At 41.0% G+C, this 16,941-nt stretch carries 11 protein-coding genes and 2 pseudogenes; 8 read left to right on the top strand and 5 right to left on the bottom strand.

Going from position 1 to position 16,941, the window contains the following annotated elements:
• Positions 1 to 187 precede the first annotated feature (187 nt).
• The 4 genes and pseudogenes from V6259_RS17940 to V6259_RS17925 all read left to right on the top strand — a co-directional run.
• Entirely contained in the window at positions 188 to 1,102 is a 915-nt protein-coding gene (locus tag V6259_RS17940; protein ID WP_341585687.1) for a hypothetical protein, read from the top strand.
• The gene (locus V6259_RS17935; protein ID WP_341585686.1) at positions 1,089 to 2,168 is read left to right on the top strand and encodes a hypothetical protein; all 1,080 of its coding nucleotides are present in this window, start codon (positions 1,089 to 1,091) and stop codon (positions 2,166 to 2,168) included. Before V6259_RS17940 ends, V6259_RS17935 begins: the two co-directional genes overlap by 14 nt.
• Positions 2,162 to 2,608, top strand: a complete 447-nt coding sequence (locus V6259_RS17930; RefSeq protein ID WP_341585685.1) for an AAA domain-containing protein — start codon at positions 2,162 to 2,164, stop codon at positions 2,606 to 2,608. The genes V6259_RS17935 and V6259_RS17930 overlap by 7 nt, the downstream gene beginning before the upstream one ends.
• 237 nt (positions 2,609 to 2,845) lie before the next feature.
• Positions 2,846 to 3,794, top strand: a pseudogene (locus tag V6259_RS17925) (IS5 family transposase); the annotation flags it as partial.
• Between the two features lie 205 nt (positions 3,795 to 3,999).
• On the opposite strand, the gene V6259_RS17920 reads toward V6259_RS17925, so the two are convergent.
• The 3 genes and pseudogenes from V6259_RS17920 to V6259_RS17910 all read right to left on the bottom strand — a co-directional run bounded on the left by V6259_RS17920 (position 4,000) and on the right by V6259_RS17910 (position 7,698).
• A complete protein-coding gene (locus tag V6259_RS17920; protein ID WP_341585684.1) occupies positions 4,000 to 5,169 on the bottom strand; it encodes an aminotransferase-like domain-containing protein in 1,170 nt (389 codons plus the stop codon).
• Positions 5,170 to 5,241: 72 nt separating this feature from the next.
• On the bottom strand, positions 5,242 to 5,886 hold the full coding sequence (locus tag V6259_RS17915) for an IS30 family transposase (RefSeq protein ID WP_445928521.1): 645 nt from the start codon (positions 5,884 to 5,886) through the stop codon (positions 5,242 to 5,244).
• 659 nt (positions 5,887 to 6,545) lie between these two features.
• Positions 6,546 to 7,698: pseudogene (locus V6259_RS17910) on the bottom strand (IS3 family transposase).
• 407 nt (positions 7,699 to 8,105) lie between these two features.
• On the opposite strand from V6259_RS17910, the gene V6259_RS17905 reads away from it, so the two are divergent.
• Entirely contained in the window at positions 8,106 to 9,209 is a 1,104-nt protein-coding gene (locus V6259_RS17905; RefSeq protein WP_341585682.1) for a tyrosine-type recombinase/integrase, read from the top strand.
• A 295-nt stretch (positions 9,210 to 9,504) separates the two neighbouring features.
• Here the strand turns inward: V6259_RS17905 and V6259_RS17900 are convergent, their stop codons facing one another.
• Positions 9,505 to 10,758, bottom strand: coding sequence for a type II toxin-antitoxin system HipA family toxin (locus tag V6259_RS17900; protein ID WP_341585681.1), 1,254 nt, complete (start codon positions 10,756 to 10,758; stop codon positions 9,505 to 9,507).
• Positions 10,742 to 11,086 carry a helix-turn-helix transcriptional regulator gene (locus tag V6259_RS17895; RefSeq protein WP_341585680.1) on the bottom strand — a complete coding sequence of 115 codons (345 nt, stop codon included), beginning with the start codon at positions 11,084 to 11,086 and terminating at the stop codon, positions 10,742 to 10,744. Before V6259_RS17895 ends, V6259_RS17900 begins: the two co-directional genes overlap by 17 nt.
• Positions 11,087 to 11,742: 656 nt before the next feature.
• Here V6259_RS17895 and V6259_RS17890 point away from each other — a divergent pair.
• From V6259_RS17890 to V6259_RS17880, 3 genes are read left to right on the top strand one after another with little or no spacing between them, the layout of a single operon-like run.
• The gene (locus tag V6259_RS17890) at positions 11,743 to 14,205 is read left to right on the top strand and encodes a type I restriction-modification system subunit M (RefSeq protein WP_341585679.1); all 2,463 of its coding nucleotides are present in this window, start codon (positions 11,743 to 11,745) and stop codon (positions 14,203 to 14,205) included.
• Positions 14,205 to 15,596, top strand: coding sequence for an RNA-binding domain-containing protein (locus tag V6259_RS17885; protein ID WP_341585688.1), 1,392 nt, complete (start codon positions 14,205 to 14,207; stop codon positions 15,594 to 15,596). The genes V6259_RS17890 and V6259_RS17885 overlap by 1 nt, the downstream gene beginning before the upstream one ends.
• Complete coding sequence (locus V6259_RS17880) at positions 15,596 to 16,939, top strand: restriction endonuclease subunit S (RefSeq protein ID WP_341585678.1); 1,344 nt, start codon at positions 15,596 to 15,598, stop codon at positions 16,937 to 16,939. The genes V6259_RS17885 and V6259_RS17880 overlap by 1 nt, the downstream gene beginning before the upstream one ends.
• Positions 16,940 to 16,941: the final 2 nt, after the last annotated feature.

Raw genomic sequence — 16,941 nt, 5'->3', positions numbered from 1 at the left:
GGTCATTTAGCTGCATCATACGGTCTAATAGGGTCATCGGCTTCAAAAGGGCACGATCATTCATCAAACACGGATTGAATGCAAATGTTGTATTAACTGATCAAGAAACGTTCATGCGTTTGCCCTGACACTGAGCCTCTACCTATCTCAAGGTGAGGGTGCGCTTTCGCTTCCATTGCTGTTGTATTTGAATGGGTATGAAAAGTTTATTAAAAAACAGCAAACCGTCATCCCCAGCAGCCCACTTAATGAGGAAGATTTTTACAAATCAAAGTTTAAGTCTGCCCCTATATCCACTTGGCCAAGCGATCCAAAGTATGGGTTATCTTTCTTGCAGGCATTTGTTGTAAGTGAAAGCATTACACATGGGCTAAACAATATTTTGATCCCAGTTAATGGCCCACCTGGCACAGGGAAAACAACGCTACTGAAAGATGTGATAGCTCATCGATTTGTTGAACGGACAAAAAATATATATGAGGCGTTTAAGAAAGATGATGACTGGTATCAGAGCTCGGCCAGTATTTCAACTATAATGGATGCAAGCATAGTTGTAGCATCGAGTAATAATAAAGCCGTTGAAAATATTTCCAAGGAACTACCAGACTTAAAAAGCATATTTGAAGATTATAGAGATGAGGTTAGGCATTTTAGGGAAGTATCTGAAGAAGGCTCGTGGGGGCTGTTCTGTGCAGAGCTTGGTAATAAAGGAAATCGTAACCGTTTTAAAAAGAAACTCTCCGAATTATCATGGCATTTATCAAATGCTACTGACGTGTTCGAGTTCAACAAGCTACGGAAATCATTAAGCGAAGTTACCGAGGATGGTAGAGGCCGAACAATACATGCTTATCTAAATAAACAGCTTAAGGATGAGCGGTTGCCTGAACTAAAAGAGGCTATCACCCAAACAAGTGTTTATAGAAGCCAAGCCCTGAACTGGTTTTTTGAGACGATGGACCTTGTAGAAAAAGGTTGCGAAAGTCGGGTGATTATAGACAAGCTTAAAATACTGCCCCCAGAAGATTGGACTGAGCACAAGGATTCAATAGATAAACTCGTTCGTCAGTGGTTTGGTTCCAGCCAAGATGAAAAAAACTAGACGCAACGTTAAAAAAGCCAAATGCGATTTTGAGGATTTGCTTAAAAAGTCAGAAGGATACCAGCAGAACTATCTGATTGTAGGTATTAAAGGTGGCACCGCTAACAATCCTGGCGTGAATCTTTCTGAAGAAGGAGCCACAGAAGAGAAAGCAATTAAACGTATTTATACGTCTCAGCCATTTGGTGGTCTAGAGCAAAATGAAACGAAGGGAAAGCTTTTTGGTGCCGCGTGCCGATTAAATGAAGCAATGATACTCAAATCGAGAAGATCCATTCTAGCCAATTTAGACCTAGTCATGAAAGTCATGAGCGGTGATACGGATGACATGAAGGAAGAGGACATATCAAAAGCATGGTCTACCTTATTTTTGTTTTTCCCTGTTGTTAGTTCCTCATTGGCTTCAATAGAAGCGCAGTTCTCAACACTTAACCAAAAGGGTGCTATAGGTTTGTCTATGGTCGATGAGGCAGGGCAAGCTATCAATTACCATGTTGCTGGACTCCTTCAGCGCAGTAAGCATGCAATGTTAGTTGGCGACCCAATTCAAGTTGAACCGGTTGTGTCTACGCCTATAAAGGCAGACTTAAGAATTGCTAGAGAGTTTATGCAACATGAGGGTGTTGAGAAGTTTGCGGTTACTTCTAGCTCAGCGCAAACAGTAGCCGATCAGGGCGGTGCGTATGTGTCGTATATTGGTGATCGTAAGGTCGGTATGCCTCTGCTAGTACATCGACGCTGTAATGACCCTATGTTCTCTATTTCTAACGAAATGGCCTATGACAATAAAATGATAAACGCTAAAGATCCGGAACAAGTCGACATAAAAAATTTGTGGATTGACACATCTGAAGATATGCAAAACGGCAACATTCGGATTGATGGCTATAAAAACTACCTTGAAGCTGAGACAGCGCTGAATTTACTAGAGCTATTAGTAAAGGCCTTTCCTAGTGTTATTAAGGATGGGGTTTTTATTATTACACCTTTTAAGGATATGGAATCGACTTTGCGCAAAGAGTGGGTTAATCGATCAAAAAAAGGGAACATGTTGAGTGGATGGTGAAACTGCTTAGTGATGAAGTGCGCTCTAAAATTGAAAGTGATCTCAATGCTAATGTTCTACATCAAGCAATGAAAGATTACGCTAATGCAAATATTGGGACGGTGCATACATTTCAAGGTAAAGAAGCAACTACTGTCATAGTCTGCATGGGAGCAACCGAAAAAGCAGGCAAACGTGGTGGTGTTTCATGGGTTAACGAAAAGCCTAACTTACTAAATGTTGCTGTCACTCGAGCAAAAGCCAACTTACATATAATAGGGTGTTCAAATGATTGGGATAAAGCAGAATATTCAAAAGTGACCTTTAAGCACGGCATGCTACCTATTAAGAATTTAAAGCGGGTAATCCTGCGTGTTTTTAAAGATAAGGAAATCAAGCACAGCATACAAAGAAAAGAGTTCCAACTTAATTTGGCTGATGTGATCAAAGAGTCTCTTTGATCACAGTTGGTAAGTGGCTTGTTAAGGCTTATAGGGGCCTTATAACAGGATCGGGCTCACCTATTAAGGGACGAACGAATTTAAAAGCCTTAGATTCATCATCAAACGTAAATCAGTGTACGTGACCAATATAGTGTCAGATCAGGTCTGAGTTAGTACGACTTTAAGTCGTTGACGACTATTCCAACAAGGTGGTACGGACCCACTTTAATAGACATCTCATAGTTCCTTTCTTAGTTTACCAGCAAACGCCGTAAAAACCGCAAAGAGCTTTTCCTTGGTCGGATGAATGAGCTGATTCCATGGCAACAGCTTGAAGCTCAAATTGAACCGTTCTACCTACCCAAAAGCTGGCAATGGTCGGCGTCCTTACCCTCTCACTACTATGCTGCGCATTCACTTTATGCAGAACTGGTACAACATGAGTGATTCAGCGATGGAAGATGCACTCTATGAGATTACTTCAATGCGTCTGTTTGCAGCAGGCCTATCATTAAAAGGTGCGATCCCAGACCACACGACCATCATGAATTTCCGTCACTTGCTTGAGAAGCATAAGCTGGGTCGTAAACCCTTCAAAGAAGTAAACAAGTGGCTGTCTGACTCAGGCATCTACTTTAAAGAAGGGACAATCGTGGATGCAACGATCATTGAGGCTGCGAGTTCGACTAAAAATAAATCAAACGCCCGTGATCCCGAAATGCATCAAACGCAAAAAGGGAGGCAGTGGTTCTTTGGCTTGAAGGCTCATATCGGTGTGGATGCAAAACGTGGCTTAATACATAGCTTCACCACCACACCTGCCAATGATCACGATCTAAACCAGTTGCCAGAACTGCTTCATGGCAATGAATCTTTTGTATCAGCCGACTCGGGCTACCGTGGTGTAGAAAAGCGCACAGAAACAAAGGATAAGAAAGTCGATTGGTTAGTGGCTGAGATGCCTAGCAAGATACGTGCTTGGAAAAAGCATCCCCGTCTCAACAAGCAGCTGATCCGAACGGAATACTTAAAGGCGAGTATCAGAGCGAAAGTTGAGCATCCGTTTAGAATATTGAAATGCCAATTTGGTTTTCGCAAAGCTATCTACAAAGGTCTGTCTAAAAATGACAATAAACTCGCCGTGCTGTTTGCACTTGGAAATTTATTGCGAGTAGACCAGATGATTCGATCTGCACAGGGTTAGTCCGTCTAAATGACGGATTTTGGTTGTTTAAAGCACCGAAATAGCGATTAAATGGCATGTTTGAAGTGAGACAGGCACACAGAACAAGTCAGAGAAAAATTGCCTGACTTGTTCGTAGTATCCTTAACTTACTGAGCAGCAATCGGGTCTTGATGTAAACAACGCCTAATGAAATACATTAAGCGCATTAGACTAAAAAAAAGTATTAACCGATTTCAGACCCCGTAAATTCTTTATGCAGTGTTAGTGAAAGAATATCGACGGCTTTTTCTAAATCTTCTGGTGTTGAATTTGTAAAGTTTAATCGAAGTGCGGGAACTACAGATGCAGATTGATGGTAAAAAACATTACTTGGGACAACAGCTACTCCATTACTCATCAAAGCTTTTGCTATGTGCATAGGGTCACATTGTGGAAGCTCTAACCAAATAAACATACCACCCTCAATTGGATTGAATTGACAATTTGGTGGCAACTTAGCTGTCAACAAGGAAGATAAATAATCATAGCGATTAGAATAAATGCTTTTTAGGTTAATGATATGGGCTGGGTAAGAATCACTGTTTAAAAAACCTAAAAGTAAGTATTGGATAGGCAAGCTAGTATGTAAATCTGCTCCCTGCTTTATCTTAACAATAGGAGATATATAAGAAGCTTTTCCTGAGATTACGCCAACCCTAAGTCCGGGTGATACTGTCTTTGAGAATGAACGTAAAACGATTGAGTTTTGCATGCAAAACTCAGATACAAGAGGTAAGTTTTCACCAATGAATCTCAAATCACGATAAGGAGCATCCTCTACGAGAGTAACATTATATTTTATACACAACTCAGCCACTTTTTTGCGGACTTTTAGTGACCAAGAAACCCCTGTAGGGTTATGAAAGTCTGGTACTGCATAAAACAATTTAGGCAAACTGTTTGAAAAAACTTCTTCAAGTTCTAAAATATCAGGTCCTTCCTGAGTCTGCTTTACACTAAGTACATTTGCGTGAACAAAGTCAAATACCTGCATCGCTCCCAAATAACTCGGAGATTCCATTACTATAGTATCTCCTGGGTTTATGTATGCTCTAGCTAGAAGATCTAAACCTTGTTGCGAACCAGTAGTGATTGCTAGTGAATGCTCTGCTGGAAGATGATACATCTGTTTTAGATAGTTAATGAGAGGTAAATGTCCTTCAGTGGAGCCATATTGAAAAATTTTTGGCTCTGAGGACATTTTTGCTAATATTGGCTCAAATGACTTAAGTGGAAACGTTTCTTCAGCTGGTAACCCGCCAGCCAGAGATATCATATTAGGATCCGTTGCGGCAGCAAGAATTTCCCTTATGTAAGATGATTTCATTTGTGCTACTGATTTCGATATTTCCACATTAATCTCCACAAAATATAACTGTATTGTAATAAGGCGCGAATTCAACGATGAAGTGCACCACTCCCTAAATTACGCTGCGCTTCGTAGTTCATCGAACACGACCGCAGGCTGTCTATAGCCAAGACACTTTCTTGGTCTAAGGTTTAGCGACCTTTGCACCTTCTCAATCTCTTCATCAGTCACTGTTCTGAGGTCTGTTCCCTTAGGGATGTATTGCCTCAGCAGACCATTATAGTTTTCATTTAAACCGCGCTCCCAAGAGGCGTAGGGATTAGCAAAATACACATCGGTCTTGAGCTTCTGGGCGATACTTTCGTGAGCGCAGAACTCTGTTCCGTTATCAGTGGTAATCGTATGTAAGTGACGAAGATAGCGCCACAGCATAGCACCGACGGCTCGACAGACGTCTTCAGCACTTTTCTTGGGCACCTTGGGGATTAAATACATCTTACTCTTTCGCTCAACCAAGCTAACAATCGCTCCAGTACCTTGTTTACCTAAAACAGTATCGACCTCCCAGTCGCCAAAACATTGTTTGGTCTCCACTATCTCAGGGCGTTCTTCAATGCCAATTCGATTAGGAATAATGACTCGTTTGGCACGGCTTCCTTTTCGGTATCGTCTGCCAATCTCTCTGTAACTTAAATGTTGGCTCAGATAGGCTTGAATCTGGTATCGTTGCCCTTCGATCAACTGCTTATAGCTCATGGTCATACTCTAATTGTTTGGCGACGTTAGAATACCACCTATGGGCAGTTGATCTCTCGCCACCTATTCAACCATGAGTGGTGCACTTATTATCTGAATTTGCGGTTTTTTATAATTCAAGACGGGCGCATGGATAGACATTGGTGACATTATCTTTCGCAGATAAAGTCTAGCGATGGTATTTATAGGTTTTAATGCCTAAATTTCTTATTTTCCCTGACTAAAATTCTATTCTTATATTTCAAAATAAACTTCCATTCCCTGAATTTATTTCAAAGAGTATTAAAAAGTCAAGAAAAACTACTCCACAATAAACCTGCAAACCTATCGGTAAACTGTAAACTATATATAAGTTATGTGTAAGCTATATGGATATTATGCTTATATAATAAGTGTTAGTTTTTGTAAATATAATTTGTTGACAATTTATCTTAAGGATACTACAAACAAGTCAGATAATTCTGGTCTGACTTGTTCCGCACGACAAAAATACTTCAAAAGTGCCAATTAGCCGCCGTTTTCTCACTATTACGGTGCTTTAAACAACCAAAATCCGTCATTTAGACGGACTAACCCTGTGCAGATCGAATCATCTGGTCTACTCGCAATAAATTTCCAAGTGCAAACAGCACGGCGAGTTTATTGTCATTTTTAGACTGTAGTGGTCAAGTAAAACTGGCCACGGTTTTATAGTTTCTCCAGTACAGTTCTTCCGCTTTATTCGGTGGCAACATTCTATTGTGTTGATGCGGCCTGATTTGGCTGTAGTATCCTACTATGTAATCCGTTACAGCATGTTTGGCTTCTAAAAGAGTTCGGTAGCCTAATTCAGGCATCCATTCTGTTTTGAAGCTTCTAAAGAAACGCTCCATCGGGGCATTATCCCAACAGTTTCCACGGCGACTCATACTTTGCTGAATTTGATATCGCCACAGCAAACGACGATATTTTAAACTTGTGTACTGACTTCCTTGATCTGAATGAAATATTAACGCCTTCGGCTTTCCCCTTAACTCATAAGCCATAATAAGAGCCTTACTAATAAGTTCACTATCAGGGCTCAGAGACATCGCCCAGCCAACTGGTTTTCTAGCGTATAAATCCATCACAACGGCTAAATAAGCCCAACGGTTTCCTGTCCAAACATAGGTGATGTCGCCACACCAAACCTTGTTAGGAGAGCCTACGTTAAACTGTCGAGCCAGAAGGTTGCAACTAAACTCTCTTGCTTTGCTCGTTTATAGCGATGCTTAGGCTGTTGACAGCTAAGCAAAGCGAGTTCGCACATTAAGTTACTTGCGACATACCGACTTAAGCTTGTACCACCCTGAGTGACAATAGCTGCGATCGTTCTCGCTCCCGCAGAACCTTCACTTACTTCAAAAGCGGCTCGAACTTTTTCTTTGAGTATAATACGAGCAGGTGTTTCACCGACCGCTTTATCACGCCAATACCTGTAGCTGCTTCTGTGAATATTGAATAACTGACATAGATGATCAACGGGAAAACTCTCTTGCAGTCGATGAATTAACGCAAACCTTTCAGCTCGTCCGACATTAAGAGAGCGGAAGCCTTTTTTAAAATGTCTTTTTCCATTTCAAGGCGTTTAACTTGCTTTTCTAATTCGCGAATTCGACGCTGTTCATCTGTCATTGGTGTTGCTTTGGGGGATTCACCACGGATCTCTGAGCGGAGTTGTCTCACCCACTTATCCATAGTGGATTTGCCCACTCCCATCGCGTCAGCTGCTTCTGCGACACTATAATTTTGTTCTATAACAAGCTGTGCCGCTTCTAAACGGAATTCAGGGCTAATAATTTATCTGAAGGTTTCTACTGCTTAAAAAAGTAACATCATGATTCGCAAACTAATCCTCATACAGAGAGGGGATATACACTTTAAAAGTGCTTTTATTTTATAAAAGTTACCTATAATCTATTTAAATTAATAAAGTAATTTATTTATCTAACTTATCAATTAAATAAATTGATACAGCCCTTACTCCTATTACATTAAAAAAATCACTTAATGTTACGTTGACGAGATAAGTAAAGGTGTCTCTAAATTTAGAGTATAGATTTCTATAGATTAAAATTTCTATACAAATCAATGCTTTAATTAAACTTTAACTTGGTTAAATTAGGTGACAAAAGGTGCATTTTGTTACCTAATGTTTTATATTTAGTGCAGTATAGAGTTCTAATCGATAGATATGAGGGGTTGTCATGGCCAAAGATCTAAAATTTCAAGAATACAAGGATGCTAGTCTTAACTGTGATGATGTCTCTCAATTTTCCCATTTTGCTCGAAAGCTTCTTTCTGATTCACTCCAAGCTACCGCTACACTTAGTAACTATGCCTATTCATATCGAATGTTTGAGGAGTGGCTGCTAGCTACTGGTGTGAATAATGCACCAACTCACATAGACCTCTGTAATTTTTTGGCCGCACAATACGAAGGGTATTTCACTGAACGGCATCCTGAGACCAAAAGATTGTTGCCGACGAAGGGCGGTCAGATTAGCGTTGCTACATTAGAAAACAGACGATGGGCTATTATTGAGGCTCTTAAACTCAAACGCGTTTTTTTTTCAAAGGAAGATGCTTATGAAATCGAGCGATTCATGAAGGCATTAAGAATGGGAGGAGAACAAGAAAGACCTAAGAGTCGTCGTGGCCAAGCAGCGCCTCTACGTCCTGAGAATGTTGATGCAATATGTAGAGCACTTACTTTAACAACAATGCCTCATTTTAAGCGAATCCGTGATTTGGCTATAATAGCAATAGCTCGTACCACTGGATCGCGTGAATCTGAGATGTTCGGTCAATATGGACTGCGAATTAAAGATGTTGAAATCCAAAAAAATTCGTTAAAAGTCACCAGAATGGTGCTAAAAGGAGGAAATAGAACACGAAATGCTGTCAACTTCATTTTGCCTACAAAGACCGAATATTGCCCAGTTAAAGCTATTAAGAACTATCTTGGCTTCATTTTAAAGCTACCAGGCATGACTGATACGAATGCTTTTTTTATCCGATGCAGCACAAATGGACTTCCCATAAAACAATCCAAAGAGACTGGTTTATACGCAGGACTTGGCCCTAAAAAGTTTGATCAGATGATAAGATGCTGGGCTATTAAAGCTCAAATAGATGACTTGGATATTCAGCAGTTAAGCGGACATTCCTTTCGTGTCGGCCTAGATGTATACCTTCTTGAAAAAGGTGTTGATCCAGTTAAGATTTCTGAAATCACTAAACAGGAAGTCTCAACTGTGTTGAAATACGGACGATCACGAACTCCTATCGGTTTTTCGGGGCATATTTAGGTAAATAATGAGGGAGTATATGAGCAAGTCCATATCATATGATAATTTGTTAATCTACGCGATTCAATTAACTTTCTCAATGTGGAAGCTTTGGCTCGACAGACAATAAAAGTGTCACGATTCGACTTGCAACCTATTGTTTTAATTACCTTATATTCCTCTCTATAAGTAGTTCTTCAGGTGTTATCTTGACAGATTTTCCGGTTAAACATTGGACCCTCGGGAATATTTTTCACCAATGTCGATTGGTGGGGAGTTTCGGTGACTGGACTTCTCATAGCTTGCTAGACAAATATTAAATTCGAAAGTCTTCATGTAGCCTTTGCCAATGAGCTCTTAGTTGTTGTTTATGCTCTTCATTCATTGGTAGATCTTTCAGTGCGTTTGGCCAAAGGCTTCTGGCTTTTTCCATCGCATCGTCCAAATGCGGCTTGATCGCTCTCCATGGAATATTTGATTTGGTTGCCCAATATTCAAAGTGTTTATATGAGACATCATACCAAGCCTTCGTCTTTGCAAGGTTAAGAGCGAAGTGTTGTTCGTTTTCAATATAAACATTGGTGGTGACTATGTCATAAGAAGGCGAAAGTCTGGGGGTTACTTGATCTGAATACAGTAAGCTCCAGTTTTTTAAGTGGGCGTCGCCGTTTGCTAATAGGATGTTGGCGAGTAAACGGCGGGCGAGTTGCTGGACATCGTTTAGACCATCATCAGAAAATTGATATAGAATTTTTGCTATTTGCTCGTAATTGCTTGAATTGTATTTTTCATGTGGGTACTTCACTAGCACTTGAGCAAAGTCTTCCATGTGAATACGTTGGTCGTTATGTCGGTCAAATCGCTTTATGGCGAAGGCCAATTTTTCATCAGGAAGATTGATTTGAGGAAGGTTGTCTAACTGGTCTATCTCGACCAATTTTATTTCAGGAATATCTATGCCAATGATAGAAGCGAGAGTCATGGCTGTGAACTCGTTTGCGGGTACCTCTTTGTGTTTGGTGGAAGGTGTTTTCACAATCCAATCGCCAAGCACATTGTCTTTCGATAAGTTATATCGACCGTCTTTTTCCTTCATGGAAAACTTCATCTGAACGCCAGCCAAAGAGAACTTGTTTTCTTGGCTAAGTTTGTCAAATTTAACTGCTTTTACTTGGCCATGAGATGAGAATAAATGGACAGGCACATCCTCAGGCTCCATCGGTTCAGCGACTAATGCGCCCGGTAGATCCATGCCGAGATAAGACAAGATATGAAACTCATTATCAACATGGATTTTGAGGCCTTGAGCGATCAGTTCTCGTAAGGAGCCTTCAGGCAATAAGTTGGACAAGATAGGGTGTAAACGTTGGTTCGTAGCCCATGGCTCAGATAGCATTTTATTAGCGCGTGGAAAATTTGGATGTGTGGTTAAGCTAAAGGTAGGGCGTGCTGTGCTAGATTGATAGCTTTTAGCAAAATATAGAACATTACGTCCGTTTTTTGTACCTGCCAAATACCCCACTAGATGGCTATGCAAGGTCAACTTAAGAACATTAATTTCCATTGTCATCTTCGTCTCCATCTTTATTTTCTAGTAACCCTTTCCATGGATCATCATAAAAGGCTTTTTGCTCATCAGGTTGTTTGGACTGTATAGCTATGTTGTTTCGATCACTTTCAAGAACAGCTAAGACAGCATTCAGTTTTTCTTTTGGAATCAGCATTACGTCGCTATTTAGGCCTTTGGCAATCAGTTCAAGAGTATCAAGTCTTGGATTGCCTTTTGCTTCAAGCCGTTGGTACTGCTGTCTAGAAATGCCAATACGCATAGGCATTTCATTTTGCTTGAGTTTAAGCGCTAAACGGCGGTGTTTGATTTGTTGTAGTAGATTTATCATGAGGAAACACTTAAGTTGCTATTTTCTATAATAGAAACATATTAGTATCTATTATGAAATAAAGCAACTTAAGTGTTTCTTTTTTGGCTTGATGATCTGTGTAAGTAGCATAGAGATAGCCGTTGATAATTCAAATAGACTACCTAATCAAATCATAGTGTGATTTGATTAGGTAGTTCGAATCGGTTACTTCTTTTCTAAATTAGAAAGTGTAAGTTACGAAAGCCGAATCCAGTGTTCGTCTTTTTTTATCTGATTTTGGCCCGTTTGTGTCCCATGCGACTTAGCACTAGTGAAAGCAGTGACCTTTATCGTCAACCATTACTTGTGTGTGATTCTTAGAAATCTTTCTTATCTCAGCATTTACAAAATTCAAATGTGTTTGCAGTCGAGTGGCGGTTGTATCGCCTCAAACCCTATATCTGGTTTAAATGAGTTTTCTTAATGTTTATTGCACGAATTCTCTCGCTCCAACATTGCTCAAACAGCGCCAAAACGGTATAAATCTTGAGTATAAAAAATATCATTATGGCTGATCAAAAATACAGCAGGTTAAGGATAACCCAGAGCGTTTATGCTTCGGTCTATTACTGTTATTCGTTTTCCTTCCTGCGCTCTTGTATCCATTAATACGAATTTTAAAAAGCTGACATTCTATGAGCAACCCGGATTTTCCTACCCCTACAAATTTAGCCGCTTTTTGCTGGTCTATTGCCGACTTACTTCGCGGAGATTTTAAACAAAGCCAATATGGACGCATCATCTTACCTTTTACTCTGTTGCGCCGTTTAGAAGGTGTGCTAGAAGAGTCTAAAGACGCGGTTCTGGCGAAATACGATGAGATTCAAGCACTCAATTTACCAGAAGAAGCGCAGGAAAAATTTCTATTACGTGCCACGCAAACACCCGATAACCCAAGCGGTTTAAGTTTTTTTAACACCTCAAAAATGGATTTATCCAAGTTGGGTGCAACGGGAATCAAAGATAACCTTGAAAGCTACATCCAAGGCTTTTCCAAAGATGCCCGAGAGATATTCGAGCACTTCAAATTTGCTGAATTTATAGCTCAGCTCAACGATGTTGATTTGCTGTATAAAGTGGTGCAAAAAGTAAAAAGCACCGACCTAAGCCCTCAGTCACCTTCTAATCCTAACGGGATTTCGAACCACGACATGGGCTTGGTGTTTGAAGAACTGATCCGCCGTTTTGCGGAAGGCTCAAACGAAACAGCAGGGGAGCATTTTACGCCACGTGACATCGTTCGCCTGACTACCGCTTTGGTGTTCATGGAAGATGATGATGCTCTAACTAAACCGGGTATCATCCGTACTATTTATGACCCAACAGCGGGAACAGGCGGTTTCCTATCTTCAGGCATGGAATATCTGCACGAACTCAACCCACAAGGCATTATGAAAGCCTTTGGCCAAGAGCTAAACCCAGAAAGCTACGCCATCTGTAAAGCCGATATGCTGATTAAAGGCCAAGAGGTCGATAATATAAAGCTGGGTAACACCTTATCGAATGACCAACTCTACACAAAAAAATTCGACTACATGCTCTCCAACCCTCCGTTTGGGGTGGACTGGAAAAAGATCGAATCCAGCATTAAAGACGAACACACCCTGAAAGGCTTCGATGGGCGTTTTGGCGCAGGTTTACCGCGCGTTAGTGATGGCTCATTATTATTTTTATTACACCTAATTAGTAAGTTGCGGGACAGCAAAGATGGCGGTGGCCGCATTGGTATTATTCTAAATGGCTCGCCTTTATTTACCGGTGGTGCGGGTTCAGGTGAATCTGAAATACGTCGTTACATTTTAGAAGCTGATTTATTAGAAACCATCGTCGCGTTGCCAACCGACATGTTTTACAACACGGGTATCGCTACTTATGTTTGGATTCTTAGCAATAACAAACAAGCCGAGCGACGTGGAAAGGTACAGCTGATTAACGGCGTCAACCTAAGCCGTAAAATGCGTAAATCATTAGGTTCTAAACGCAATGAAATGACCGCCGACGATATTGCATTAATTACTCGTACCTTTGGTGCGTTTGAAGTAATAGATGCGACCGCTCTTGATCAATTAGGAGTAGACAAACCAGCCGAACAAAAATCAAACCGTGGTCGCCAGTCTGCAAACCCGAAAGTAGAAGCACCGAAAACCTTTGCCGCTAAAATATTCGATACTCATGAATTTGGTTATCGCCGCATCACCATCGAGCGCCCATTGCGTGAAAGCTTCCAGTTCAGTGATGAACGCTTAGAAGCACTGCGCTTTGCTAACAAACCACTAGAAGCACCAATGAAGTGGATTTACGAGACTTATGGCAGCTCTTCACAACAGCCTTGGAGCGATGATGAGAATTGTGAAAACTATGGATTGTTATCAGAGAACGAAGTTGAAATACGCGTTCATCTAAAAGCCAATTTCAGTGATGTAAAAGGAGCCAAGGTAAAAGAGCTGTTAGACAGCAAGGTTTGGCTGGCACAAAAAGCCATTCTACTAAAAGCCAAAAAGCTGCAAGCCCATATTGGCACCCAGCAACACAACGATATGAACCAGTTCGATGCCATTGTAAAAGCCGCGGCGAAAGCACAAGGCATCAAACTAGACACTAAAGAACTCAAAGCCATTACTGCAGCCGTGAGCTGGAAAAACCCAGACGCTGAAAAGGTCATTAAAAAGGTTCATCGCCGCTCCTCGACATCCATGTCGCCGCGGCATACCGGTCATCCTGACCATAAAACTGGCGAAGCCAATTCCTTCTATGGCCTGTTTGAAGTGGAGCTAGAAGGAAAAAGTCAGGTCGTCGAGTACAAGCCCGATGGTGACTTGCGCGATAATGAAAACGTCGCTCTAGACCCAACAAAAACCGTGAATGAGCTAAACGAAGCTTACTTCACAAAAGAAGTACAACCACACGTGCCAGATGCGTGGATAGATGCCAGTAAACGCGATGCTATTGATGGTGAAATCGGCATCGTCGGTTACGAAATCCCGTTCAACCGCCACTTTTACCAGTATCAGCCGCCAAGAGACTTGGTAGAGATTGATGCGGATCTGGATAAAGTAAGTACCGAGATAATGGCCTTGCTGCAAGAGGTACATTCTTGATGCAATATGGTGATTACCAACCAGAAGGGCAGCACCTGGAGTATAAAAAGCAGCTGACAGACACCTTTGAAAAAGAAGTGGTCGCTTTTTTAAACAGCCGTGAAGGTGGAGTCATTATTATTGGCGTAAACGATCAAGGCCAATTGGTCGGTGTGGAAGATGCCGATGCTTTACAGCTAAAAATAAAAGACCGTTTAAAAACCAATATCTCGCCCTCTACCATGGGCTTGTTTGATGTGGTTATGCTGCAAGATCACGATAAGCTGTTGATTAAAGTCATTGTCGCCAGCGGCAGTGAAAAGCCTTATTACCTTACAAAAATGGGCATGTCGCCTAAAGGCTGCTTTATTCGTATTGGCAGTGCCAGTGAACCCATGACCAGCGCAATCATTGAAGAATTATTTGCTAAGCGAGTGAGGAACTCCATTGGCAATATCACGTCACGTTACCAAGATTTAACCTTTCAGCAGCTTAAAATTTACTACCAAGAGCAAGATTTCACCCTCAACGAACAGTTTGCAAAAAACTTAGAGCTGACCACCAAAGCCGGGGAATATAACTATGCGGCCTATTTATTAGCTGATAAAAATGGTTGTTCAATTAAAGTTGGCAAGTACCAAGGCACAGATCGCGTAGACTTAATAGAAAACCAAGAATATGGCTATTGCTGCTTAGTGAAAGCCACTCAAGCCGTGCTAGAAAAGCTGAATATTGAAAATAAAACCTTTACCAAAATCACCCCAACAAGGCGCATTGAGCAAAGAATGCTAAACCCCATTGCGCTGCGCGAAGCGGTTATTAACGCCATTGTGCATAACGATTTTAGTCACGAAGTGCCGCCCAAATTTGAATTGTTCTCCGACCGTTTAGAAATTACCTCTACCGGAGCCATTCCTGCGGGCTTCACAGAAGACGAGTTTTTTGTTGGCCATTCGGTGCCACAAAATAAAGAGCTGATGAGGGTGTTTCGTGACTTAGACATAGTAGAGCAAATGGGATCTGGCATTAGCCGAATACTGCAAGCTTACCCAAAAAGCAGTTATCATTTCTCGCCTAACTTTATTCGCGTAATCATGCCGTTTGCCCAGACTGAACAAGCCACCATGCAAGCCACCATGCAAGCCACCATGCAAGCCACCATGCAAGTCACCATGCAAGCTGACTCCGTAGAAAATCAGGTGCTTCTATTTTGCCAACAGCCGAAAAGCCGTCATGAAATTCAACAACACTTAGGTTTAAAAAATCGTGATCATTTTAGACGCGCCATTTTAAACCCCTTACTAGAAAGTGGTCAGTTATTGCGCACCTTGCCAGATAAACCGACAAGCCCTAACCAGCAGTTCTACACCGCGCCTGTTGATGGTGTTGCTAGCAATGAGGGAGAAGTGTAATGGCAAAATATCAAGCGTATCCCGAGTATAAGAAAACTCATTTAGGATGGTTAAATCAGATACCAAGCCATTGGGAAGTCAAGAGACTCAAGTATCTTGGTGATGCGCTAATTGGATTAACATATTCACCTGATGAGGTAGTTGGCGAGGAGCATGGAACTTTAGTTCTTAGATCATCAAATGTTCAAAATAGGCAGTTGTCATTCAACGATAATGTTTATGTTAATAAAAAAATTCCAGAGAAATTAGTTACACAGAAAGGCGATATATTAATATGTGCCCGAAATGGTAGCAGAGCATTAATTGGTAAAAATGCACAAATAGATGAAGTTGCTGCTGGTATGAGTTTTGGTGCTTTTATGTCAATTTTTAGAAGCCCGTATAATGATTATTTATCCAAGGTTTTCAATTCACCTTTATTTGAATATCAATCGGGCTCTTTCCTAACAGCAACGATTAATCAATTAACAACTGGTAACTTAAATAGTTTTGAAATTCCTTTACCTACCGAGACTGAAAGAGAAAAAATCGCCAACTTCCTCGATCACGAAACCGCAAAAATCGACACCCTGATCGAAAAACAACAACAGCTCATTGCACTGCTAAAAGAAAAACGCCAAGCCGTTATCAGCCACGCCGTTACCAAAGGCATCTCTTCATTAAGTAACGCTGACGCACCAATGCGTGATTCAGGCGTTGAGTGGTTGGGTGAAGTGCCGGAGCATTGGGAGATGGTGCCACTTAAGTATCTTTGTAAATTTAGGGGTGGGGGAACTCCGAGTAAAGAGAATCTTAGTTATTGGACAGGTGGTAATATTCCATGGGTGTCCCCTAAAGATATGAAATCATTTTGGATTTCCGACACTCAGGATAAATTGACTGAAATTGCAGTTAATGACTCATCTACTAATTTTGTTGAAGCAGGGGCGCTTTTGATGGTTGTTCGCTCAGGAATTCTACAAAGAACAATTCCTATTGCGATTAATACTGTTCAGGTAACTCTTAATCAGGATATGAAAGCATTGAAGTTCAATGAGAGAGTAGAAGTTGAGTATATCGCTAATTATATTCTTAGTAATGTAGCTACATTATTACTTGAGTGGTCAAAAGAAGGGGCTACTGTAGAAAGTATTGAACAAGAATATTTATCTGGGAGTTTGATTCCAGTACCACCTCGAGCAGAACAATCAGCTATTATTTGCGTGATAAAAGAGCGAATGTCAGTTTTTCAAAAGCTGGAAGAAGAAGCTGTTAAAGGAATTAACTTACTCAAAGAACGCCGCACAGCTCTAATCTCCGCTGCCGTTACTGGCAAAATCGACGTCCGTCATTGGACTCCCTAAAA

The organism is Marinomonas sp. TI.3.20, assembly GCF_038155025.1.
Lineage (GTDB): Bacteria > Pseudomonadota > Gammaproteobacteria > Pseudomonadales > Marinomonadaceae > Marinomonas > Marinomonas flavescens.
Note: the sequence above shows the minus strand (reverse complement) of the source record. Positions and strands in the feature narration are given on the sequence as shown.